Origin of the sequence: Vibrio sp. 14N.309.X.WAT.E.F5 (genome assembly GCF_030397615.1) — a bacterium.
Classification (GTDB): Bacteria; Pseudomonadota; Gammaproteobacteria; order Enterobacterales; family Vibrionaceae; genus Vibrio; species Vibrio lentus.
Genome location: NZ_JAPNXR010000015.1, coordinates 112,585 through 122,308 on the forward strand (window position 1 = coordinate 112,585; position 9,724 = coordinate 122,308).

General features: G+C 43.3%; 9 protein-coding genes. 7 read left to right on the forward strand and 2 right to left on the reverse strand.

All coding sequences use genetic code 11. The features are described from left to right. Positions 1–271 precede the first annotated feature (271 nt). Positions 272–580, reverse strand: a complete 309-nt coding sequence (bolA, locus tag OW495_RS16455; RefSeq protein ID WP_017064186.1) for a transcriptional regulator BolA — start codon at positions 578–580, stop codon at positions 272–274. A gap of 175 nt (positions 581–755) precedes the next feature. On the opposite strand from bolA, the gene OW495_RS16460 reads away from it, so the two are divergent. From OW495_RS16460 to OW495_RS16475, 4 genes are all read left to right on the forward strand, one after another. Next, positions 756–1,907, forward strand: coding sequence for a methyltransferase (locus tag OW495_RS16460; RefSeq protein WP_017104450.1), 1,152 nt, complete (start codon positions 756–758; stop codon positions 1,905–1,907). 67 nt (positions 1,908–1,974) lie between these two features. Beyond that, positions 1,975–2,544, forward strand: coding sequence for a YajG family lipoprotein (locus tag OW495_RS16465; RefSeq protein ID WP_017110209.1), 570 nt, complete (start codon positions 1,975–1,977; stop codon positions 2,542–2,544). Then, on the forward strand, positions 2,544–3,092 hold the full coding sequence (locus tag OW495_RS16470) for a peptidylprolyl isomerase (protein WP_017104452.1): 549 nt from the start codon (positions 2,544–2,546) through the stop codon (positions 3,090–3,092). Before OW495_RS16465 ends, OW495_RS16470 begins: the two co-directional genes overlap by 1 nt. A 54-nt stretch (positions 3,093–3,146) precedes the next feature. Beyond that, positions 3,147–4,505, forward strand: a complete 1,359-nt coding sequence (locus OW495_RS16475; protein ID WP_289887452.1) for an MFS transporter — start codon at positions 3,147–3,149, stop codon at positions 4,503–4,505. A 75-nt stretch (positions 4,506–4,580) separates the two neighbouring features. Here OW495_RS16475 and OW495_RS16480 read toward each other — a convergent pair whose 3' ends face one another. Further along, complete coding sequence (locus OW495_RS16480) at positions 4,581–5,927, reverse strand: DUF4397 domain-containing protein (protein WP_102514103.1); 1,347 nt, start codon at positions 5,925–5,927, stop codon at positions 4,581–4,583. A 585-nt stretch (positions 5,928–6,512) separates the two neighbouring features. On the opposite strand from OW495_RS16480, the gene OW495_RS16485 reads away from it, so the two are divergent. The 3 genes from OW495_RS16485 to csdA all read left to right on the forward strand — a co-directional run bounded on the left by OW495_RS16485 (position 6,513) and on the right by csdA (position 9,672). Further along, positions 6,513–7,370 (forward strand): outer membrane protein OmpK, encoded by an 858-nt coding sequence (locus OW495_RS16485; RefSeq protein ID WP_065584404.1) that lies wholly within the window; start codon positions 6,513–6,515, stop codon positions 7,368–7,370. Between the two features lie 110 nt (positions 7,371–7,480). Then, complete coding sequence (panE, locus tag OW495_RS16490) at positions 7,481–8,374, forward strand: 2-dehydropantoate 2-reductase (protein ID WP_289887457.1); 894 nt, start codon at positions 7,481–7,483, stop codon at positions 8,372–8,374. 86 nt (positions 8,375–8,460) lie between these two features. Beyond that, complete coding sequence (gene csdA / locus OW495_RS16495; protein WP_289887458.1) at positions 8,461–9,672, forward strand: cysteine desulfurase CsdA; 1,212 nt, start codon at positions 8,461–8,463, stop codon at positions 9,670–9,672. The last annotated feature ends 52 nt before the right edge of the window (positions 9,673–9,724 follow it).

The window sequence follows — 9,724 nt, forward strand, 5'->3', positions numbered from 1 at the left end:
GAAGCATATGGACTCTCAAATATGTATAAATTTGACGAGCCGCACAGATAAAATGGCTTTTGAATCGTGTTTTAAACAAGAGATTAATACTCTGTCACAAACTAATATTTTACGAGTTATGTTGAAACACTGTTAATAAAAACATTACTCATTGTAGGTATTTTTGACAGCTCAATTTGACATCAATCTGAGTGATATAAAACCTAAAAACACATAGTTTTGATGACAAAAGAGGCGGCATAACCACCTCTCTTTATATGTATTGAATCTATTACTTGCCACCACCCATACACATAGGGCTGTCTGGCACGTTATCTAGCTGCTTCATCCATTCATCTTTTGTATAGGTATGAATAGATAGCGCGTGAATATTATTCGCCAGTTCTTCTGAAAGTGCTTTATTTACCGCTCGGTGACGAGCAATAAGACGTAAACCTTCAAACACATCGCTGACAACAATCACTTTAAAATGACTCTCAGAACCAGCCGGAACATTGTGCATATAGCTCTCATTCACCACGTTTAAATGACTTGGTGAAAACTCATTGTGCAATTTTGTTTCGATAACTTCTTGGATCATTGTGATTCCTTAAATAGCGTATTGGCATTATCTGTCGCTCCAGTATAAACCCTAACTAACCGACTGTCTGAGTATTTCATCGCTGACTCAAGGGGTTTAGTCGAGTTTTTTATATCTTGTTCAGTCTGCATTTGAGACAATATCTTTGTTATTTCTTACATAAGTATCTCAAGCAATGAAAACTGAACTTACCCTTCACGATAGAACTTTAACCCTAAATCGTTTCCCCAACCGTTCAAATGAAACCCTTCAAGCTTGGGATGCCGGCGACGAATACCTGATTAGCCATGTTGAAGAGATGAACCTTGAACCTGGTAAACACATCCTGATCATGAACGACAGTTTTGGCGCCCTATCCGCTTGGTTCTCGAAAGACCATGATGTGACCATGATGAGTGACTCTTTCATTTCTCATCGCGGAACGCTAAAAAACTTACAGCGTAATCAGAGCAACCGTGTGAACTTTTTAAACACAATGGATGATATCCCACACGGTATCGACCTTGTGATCATGCAGTTGCCAAAAACCAACCGCCACCTAATATGGCAATTGAGTCAATTGCGCCAAGCATTGCCTGAAGGCTGCCAAGTAATTGGTGTGAATAAAGTAAAAGAGATCCACACTTCAACACTGAACCTGTTTGAAAAGTATCTGGGCGAAACCAAAACCTCTCTGGCTAAGAAAAAGCATCGCCTTGTGTTCTCTTCTCCAAACTGCCAACCGATTCAAACAGTAGAACCTTATGTTGAATGGGATGTGGACGGTGAAGATATTCGCTTGAAAAATTTACCAAATGTTTACTCAGGCGAGTCACTCGATCAAGGCGCTCGTTATATGTTGGAACACATTCCACAAGATCCAGAATTGCGTCACATAATTGATTTGGGTTGTGGTAATGGTGTACTGAGTGTGAAAGCTGGTCAGTTAAACCCACAAGCTCGTATTACCTGTGTAGACGAAAGCTTCATGGCTGTGGAGTCTGCACGCCAGAATGTAAAAGACAACCTTGGCGAAGAAGGGAACTTCCAGTTCATCGCAAACAACTGTTTAGATGGCTTTAAGAAAAACAGCACTTACTTAGTTATGTGTAATCCTCCGTTCCACCAACAACAAGCGATCACGGACCACATTGCGTGGCAAATGTTCTGTGATGCAAAGCATGTTCTTAGTAACGGGGGCAAATTAATTGTTATTGGTAACCGACACCTCGGATACGATGTCAAACTAGCAAGATTATTTGGTGAAGCAAATGTCGAAACGCTTGAATTGAACCAAAAATTTGAGATATTACAGGCAACAAGAGAGCCTGCAAATTTTAATAAATAGGCAGTAGACTGCTTCATAAGAATTTAAAATACCGAGCTTCTGGTGTGAATTTAGAAAGGAAAAAGGAATGAAAAAACTGATTTTGGCTGCTTCTATCATGGCTCTGACTGCCTGTTCAGCCCCTCAGCAAGAACAGATCAACGTAATGCCAGAAGCTTCACTAAGCTCAAGCAATATCGTTCAAAACAAAACATACACACTAACGAGCAAAGATGTTCGTGCCGCTCAGTATGTTGCTTTGGTTGATAGTGGCCGTTCAAATATCCAGCCGATTCACGCTAAACAAAACATGCGTATTTCTCTAGAGGACGCATTAGCAAAACAACTGGACTCTCAAGGTTTTCGTGCAAGCGTAAACAGTGAAAACTCAATTGTTTTAGAGATTCAAGAAGCGCTTGTTACCGTAGAACACACCATTATGGAAAACAAAATGGACGGTAAAGTAACACTTGAAGTAACGGCTGAAACACCTGAAGGTAAGCTCGTTAAAACATTCAACGGTACGGCAACTCGTACTGGTGCATTAAGCGCTTCAAACGACGATATCTCAATGGTTCTTAACGATGTGATCAATTTGGTTCTTACTGAGATTGCTAACGACGCTGAACTGCAAAACTACATGAAGGAACGTTTCTAATGAGCCGTATTTTAACTTCTATTGCATTAATGCTGGTTAGCGTGAGCGTTTGGGCTGGCCCTAAAGTGAACGTAGAGACGACATTAGGCGACTTCACTATCGAGCTCAACCAAGAACAAGCACCGATTAGTGTTGATAACTTCCTTAAATATGTTGCCGACGGTAGCTATGAAGGCACTATCTTCCACCGTGTTATTCCTGGCTTTATGGCGCAAGGCGGCGGCTTCGATCAAGACATGAATCAACAAGCGACTTATGCCCCTATCAAAAATGAAGGCAGTAACGGTCTAAAGAATGATACAGCAACGATTGCAATGGCTCGCACTAACGCGCCAGATTCTGCGACTCGTCAGTTCTTCATCAACTTTTCGGATAACGACTTCTTGAATGCAAAAGGTGGCAACCCTGGCTACGCTGTTTTCGGCACGGTGACTGAAGGTTTCGATGTCGTACAAAAGATGGCAACCATTCCGACTAAGCGAATGGGTCGTATGTCAGATATCCCAGCCGACCCAATCATCATCAACAAAGTAACACTTCTTAAGTAATCTCATACAGCGCCCTTAACCTCTTAAGGGCGTTTTTCTATACAAGGACGCCCCATGTCATCTGGCACTCCCTCTCTTTCTTGGATGCAGACCTTCCGTAGCTACCTAGATAAACGTCTACTTTGGGTGTTTATGCTGGGTTGTTCGAGTGGCTTTCCTTGGGTTCTTATCGGCTCTAACATGTCGGGCTGGCTAAAAGATGCTGGCTTAACTCGTGCTGCGATTGGTTATTTCGGTAGTGTATTCGCCGTCTATGCCATTAACTTTCTTTGGGCACCATTGGTAGACCGAGTCAAACTGCCAATCCTACATGCAATATTAGGTCAACGACGCAGTTGGATATTCCTGTGCCAAAGCTTTGTATTGGTCTGCACACTCTTCATCGCTGGTGTAAACCCAGCCAATGACTTGATGTTCACCTCTATGCTTGCTCTCGGGATTGCGATCGCCTCTTCAACCCAAGATGTCGCTATCGATGCCTTCCGTATTGATTCATTTCCAAAATCAGAATCATCAAAGTTACCACAAGCATCCGCAATGGCCGTGATGGGATGGTGGACAGGCTATTCTCTTCCGGGTTACCTCGCCTTTATCAACGCTGATACGATAGGTTGGAATGGCGTGTATTACGGCATGGCTGGTGTTGTCATTATTCTAATGCTATTCACTTTATTTGTTGGGGAACCAACAACACAACGCGAAGCGCTACAAAAAGAAGCACAGCAGCGCCATAATAAGGTTGTGGGTTCTAAAGTTGTGGCCTGGCTAAGCGTTACAGTGCTAGAGCCTTTCTACGATTTCTTTAAGAGAAACGGTGTTCAAGTTGCAATTACCCTGCTGTTGTTCGTCTTCCTGTTTAAGATAGGTGAAGCCTTCTTAGGCAGAATGTCGATTCCCTTCTATAAAGAGATCGGCTTTAGCAATGAACAAATCGGCCACTATTCCAAGTTAATTGGTTGGGGTGCAACAATATTCTTCACCTTGTTAGGCAGTGTCTTCAATGTGAAGTTCGGGATTGTGCGCGGGCTGATGATTGGCGGTGTGGCAATGGCTGCCAGCAACCTCATGTTTGCATGGATTGCGCAAGTAGGACCAAATGAGCACTTATTTTTGGCAACCATTATTGTCGATAACTTCACAACCGCCTTTTCGACAGTGGCATTTGTCTCTTTCTTAACGCTACTAACTGGGCACGCTTTCTCTGCAACGCAATATGCTCTATTAGCATCCTTAGGTAATTTTGGTCGAACGACGTTGGCATCTTTCAGCGGCGAATTGGTCGACTTCCTCAATGACTGGTCAACCTTCTTTATACTGACATCATTAATGGTGATACCGAGTTTGATCATGCTCTATTCGTTACGCCACTTTTTTACTGATTTGTTAGAAAAAGCTAAACAGAACCACGAATAAGAGAAAAAGCAAACGAAAGAAAGAGGGTAGCAATGAGCTACCCTCTTTTATTTTCTGAATATGGATGTTCAGGAGCTAGTCTGTCGTATCACTCACTATTAAGTTAAAGCCAGTTCCCATCGAATCATCAATCGCCACCACTTGATACACAACACCGTTAGCCAAAGTTGCAGGCGCAGAATCAATCGCAACAGTAGATGGGTCACCTGCGACTGTGATCGTCACAAAATAAGAGCCCGCAGCTACATAAATGCCATTCGCGTAATCTTTAAATTTCACATCACTCAGCGCAGGAGTGCTTCCAGAGATTCCTACGTTCTCAGTTAAGTAAATATCAACCGAAGCTGCAACTGGGTTTGCCGCCGCATGGGTAATGTTCAATACTGCGCTAGTCGCTACCGGACGACGGTTTTCAGGAACGACAAGTGCTTCTAAGTTCAATGGAGAAACAGTCCCCACTGCATAAATGCTGTAATCCATTCCAGCAAATACAGCCACCCCGTCGGCATCAATCAATGCATTAGTTGTTGTACCATCTGCAAATATATCAATGTCATAGCTTCCGACAGCCAAATCGATAAACCCTCGGATCTCCTTGAACACCAAATCAGCTAAAGGCGCAAAAGCCGAACCATTTACAAATGGGTCTACATCCGGAGCACCATCAACTAAGTGCCCCACTCTGACCTCAGCAGTTTCTGCCATATCGTAAATTAAAGACGATCCTTTCCCATCCATCACCATCAATTTCACCGGAGATGCGCTGTTTGAATCAGCTCTTGGCACCGCCGCAATAGTTAGCTCGCTACCGCCAGACAGAGTGATTTCTCCAGAGTCAAAAGCAATAGCACTTCCGCTCACTGTTTCTAATCTTACTCGGTACTGACCAGCTGGAATGTTCAACACATCAGTAAAATCTTTGTAGTCTAGAGTCCCAAGCGGCGCGCCCAACGGATCACTCGGCCCAGTAACATACAGGTTCACCGCACCAACGCCTGTTGCTGCATGTACAACTTGCACATCTAGACTTGAACTTGTTGCGGTTCCCTCAGCGGGGCGTGTAACCACTAAAGCCTCTACAGGGTTATTGGAACCATCAGCATCGCCGACCACCATAACGGTGTAATCTAAATCACCGCTCAAATCGAATTGGCTTTGAGGGATCACCGTAGCGACAGCGTCACCAGGAAGTTGAACATCGACTTGTACTGATGTCTGTCCTTGATTGACAGAGGCGTAACCAGACGCCTGAGCATAATCAACGCCAGTCCAACGAGCCTGACTGTTTACAATAACGTTAGCTAAGGGTGCATCGGGTGATGCATGAACGGCTTGCAGTTGTGTCGTTGGTTCATCGTCATCATCACACCCGACAATGAACAGCGCTGAAATTGCTACCGCTAATAATGGTGAATATTTCATCGGTCTTCTCTCCAAAAAGTTAGACCAGTTCGTCACACAGAAGATTAGCTCAGTAAAAATCTTTAAATACTTTCTCGGTATCTAGTGCAGTGAACTGTCTCAAATATATCTGTGATTTGAAAAGTAATCAGATTCGTACTCCAGATTACTCATCACATGAGTTGTTCATCAATTGATTCCAACACCATTACGAAGTTGGTCAAAAATAGATCAAAGGCAGGATGGAGGGCGGTTTGATTTAGTCACTTTTCAGCGCGAAAAGCCTTAGAAAAGAATACTGTTGATTTTGATATGCATGTCACTCTATTCAGTAGAATCGTTTGCTTAGGGCAGTAATTCACCAATTTATCCATAAAATAATCGAATTTCACAAAATCAATAGAATCAGTGGTGCATCAGGATGCATTACCATCTTAAAGTTCCATCATTTAGATCATTAGTGTGATCAAGTTCACCTTAATAATTGCAATTTTCATCGCGTCTCACTTTTATTTGAGAACAAAATCGCTATTATGCTCGGCATTCGGACATCATAAACACGCACGGATTAGCGGGTTATTCATTTTTAACATAGAGAGTTCCATTATGCGTAAATCACTTTTAACTCTTGCCCTACTAGCAGCAGCTTCTGCTCCAGTAATGGCAGCGGATTATTCTGACGGCGACATCCACAAGAACGATTACAAGTTCCTACAGTTCAACTTGATGGGTGCTTTTAATGAGAAAGGTGTTTCTGAGTCTACTCATGATTACCTAGAGATGGAGTTTGGTGGTCGCAATGGTATTTTCGATCTTTACGGCTATGTTGATGTATTTAACCTAACGTCGGACTCAAGCAGCGATAAAGCAAAATCTGAAAAAATGTTCATGAAGTTTGCTCCTCGTATGTCTATCGATGGCCTAACTGGTAAAGACCTTTCTTTTGGTCCAGTTCAAGAGCTATACGTTGCATCTCTTATGGAATGGGGTGGTGGTGGTGCTACTAACTGTGATGCTACAGGTTGTATCGATGGTAGCCCTGGTGTTAACACTCAAAAAATTGGTCTTGGTTCTGACGTAATGGTTCCATGGTTCGGTAAAATGGGTCTAAACCTTTACGGTACATACGACTCAAACAAAAAAGATTGGAACGGTTTCCAAATCTCGACTAACTGGTTCAAACCTTTCCACTTCTTCGAGAACGGTTCATTCATCTCTTACCAAGGTTACATCGATTACCAATTCGGTATGGATGAAGGTAAAGGGTATGCAACATCAAGCAATGGTGGTGCAATGTTCAACGGTCTTTACTGGCACTCAGATCAGTTCGCAGTTGGCTACGGTCTAAAACTATACAAAGATGTATACGGTTTTGCAGATGGCGAAGGCCTTCCATGGAATGCATCAGCACAAGCTGAGTCTTCAGGCGTAGGTCACTACGTAGCAGTAACTTACAAGTTCTAATAGAACTTCTAAGAAAGTTTCCAAAATGGCACCCTCGGGTGCCATTTTTTATTGCTTTCATTTAATGCCTCGTTATCCTTGCAGCATCACTTTCTTATCTCGGTATTGCTGTGAACATCTCAATTATTGGGCCTGGAGCTATCGGCTCTTTGTGGGCTATCAAACTCTCTCAAGCGGGTCATAATGTGTCTTTGTGGAGTCGCTCCACTGATAACTCAATTGACGTATCGCTTGATGGACAAGCTTCACTTTCCTTCAGTAACAACAATATCGAGAAGCTATCAGAAAGTGACCTAGTGATCTTCACGGTCAAAGCTTGGCAAGTAGAAGAAGCCACCACTCCACTGCTTCAACACCTAGACCCTGACACCATTCTCATGTTCATGCACAATGGAATGGGCGCGGTCGACCATATAGAGACTCAAATTGATGCTCACCCAATAGTATTGGCGACCACCACCCAAGCGGCATTCAAACCCAATCGCAACAATGTATCCCATACAGGAATCGGACAAACCCAGTTGGGTGCTTTTAACCTCAAAGGTCAACAGTGCACTTTTTTAGTTGATGTGTTGGAACACGCTTTACCTACCGTGAGTTGGAATCCTGAAATAAAAACGGCGCTATGGACTAAGCTCGCCATCAATTGTGCCATCAACCCACTGACTGGGTTGGAACAGATCAAAAACGGAGAGCTTGCTGACAAAAGATTTAGCGAAGCTCTGAGTTCTATAATTAAAGAACTCATGCAAGTGATGCAGGCTGAAGGTATTACTTGTTCATTTGACGAATTAGAGACAAGCGTCAACAAGGTTATTCAAGCGACAGCAAAGAACAATTCCTCAATGAAGCAAGATGTGTTTTACCAACGAAAGACAGAGATCGACTTCATTACCGGACACCTAATAAAAACCGCACTTAAGCATCAGATAGAGGTTCCTGTTAACCAAAAACTCTTCGATCAGGTTAAAGCACAAGAAAATAGCTGGAATCATCAAGATTAGTCAGCAACGGTTAACAAGTCGCGATAAAATAACGATACTGATCAGCATGACGCTGGCACCAATTTCCAAGATTTAGGTAAGAATAGATGCTTGATATCAATCACATCCGAGAGCAGTTTCCTGCGCTATCACAAACCATCAACCAACAACCGTTGATTTACTTAGACAGCGCGGCAACGACACAAAAACCTCAGGTGGTTATTGATGCTATTAGCCAATATTACTCCAAGCAAAATGCCAATGTTCACCGTGGCAGTCATAGCTTAACAGCTCAAGCAACCAGTCAATTTGAATCGGCTAGAGACAAGGTCGCTCAGTTTATTGGCGCGACATCGTCAAAAGAGATTATTTGGACTCGTGGTGCAACCGAAGCACTTAACCTAATCGCACAAACTTACGCAAGAAGCACGCTTCAACCTGGCGATGAGATCTTAGTCAGTGAAATGGAGCATCACGCCAACATCGTGCCTTGGCAAATTGTGGCTGAACAAACCGGTGCTAAAGTCGTGAAAGTACCAATGACATCAGATTGTGACTTTGACGTTGTTGCGTTTGACGCCCTTTTGAATGAACGAACTAAGATTGTTGCTCTGGCTCAGATAACCAATGTTACGGGTTCTCGCCAGCCCATTGAAACAGTTATCGAGAAAGCACATAAAATGAATGCAATTGTTGTAGTCGATGGCGCGCAAGGTATCGTTCATGAGCCCGTTGATGTTGCTGCTTTAGGGGCTGATTTCTACGTGTTCTCTGGACATAAGCTCTATGCTCCCGCTGGTATTGGGGTGCTTTACGGCAAGCTTGAATTGCTAGACGCGATGCCACCTTGGCATGGTGGTGGCAAGATGGTTGAACGCGTGTCTTTCTCTGGCACTACCTTTTCTGAACTGCCGGGAAAATTTGAAGCGGGCACGCCAAACGTGGCGGGAGCGATAGCATTAAGTACCGCAATAGAATGGTTAAGTGGTTTTGCTCAGCAAGATATCGAAAATCATATCCACCAGCTTCAGCACGAGACTTATCTTGCACTCAGTAAACTGGATGATATTCAGGTATTGGGTTATCAACCCAACGCAAGTGTGATTACTTTTGTGATGGATGGTGTTCACCATCAAGATATTGCAACTCTGCTGGATCAACAAGGTATCGCAGTTCGCGCTGGTCACCATTGTGCTCATCCATTAATGGATGCACTCAATGTGAAAGGAACGGTTCGTATTTCATTTGGTATTTACAACAACATGGATGATGTTGAAAAACTCATTGCGGCGATAGAAAAAGCTGTTGATATGCTTTAGCGAGTAGCGAGTAGCGAGTAGCGAGTAGCGAGTAGCGAGTAGCGAGTAGCGA

Bases quoted from the DNA above. Each gene is read 5' to 3' on its own strand.
- bolA (WP_017064186.1), bottom strand. From the start codon at position 580: ATGATCCAAGAAGTTATCGAAACAAAATTGCACAATGAGTTTTCACCA.
- OW495_RS16485 (WP_065584404.1), top strand. From the start codon at position 6,513: ATGCGTAAATCACTTTTAACTCTTGCCCTACTAGCAGCAGCTTCTGCT.
- csdA (WP_289887458.1), top strand. From the start codon at position 8,461: ATGCTTGATATCAATCACATCCGAGAGCAGTTTCCTGCGCTATCACAA.
- OW495_RS16480 (WP_102514103.1), bottom strand. From the start codon at position 5,927: ATGAAATATTCACCATTATTAGCGGTAGCAATTTCAGCGCTGTTCATT.
- OW495_RS16475 (WP_289887452.1), top strand. From the start codon at position 3,147: ATGTCATCTGGCACTCCCTCTCTTTCTTGGATGCAGACCTTCCGTAGC.
- OW495_RS16470 (WP_017104452.1), top strand. From the start codon at position 2,544: ATGAGCCGTATTTTAACTTCTATTGCATTAATGCTGGTTAGCGTGAGC.
- OW495_RS16460 (WP_017104450.1), top strand. From the start codon at position 756: ATGAAAACTGAACTTACCCTTCACGATAGAACTTTAACCCTAAATCGT.
- OW495_RS16465 (WP_017110209.1), top strand. From the start codon at position 1,975: ATGAAAAAACTGATTTTGGCTGCTTCTATCATGGCTCTGACTGCCTGT.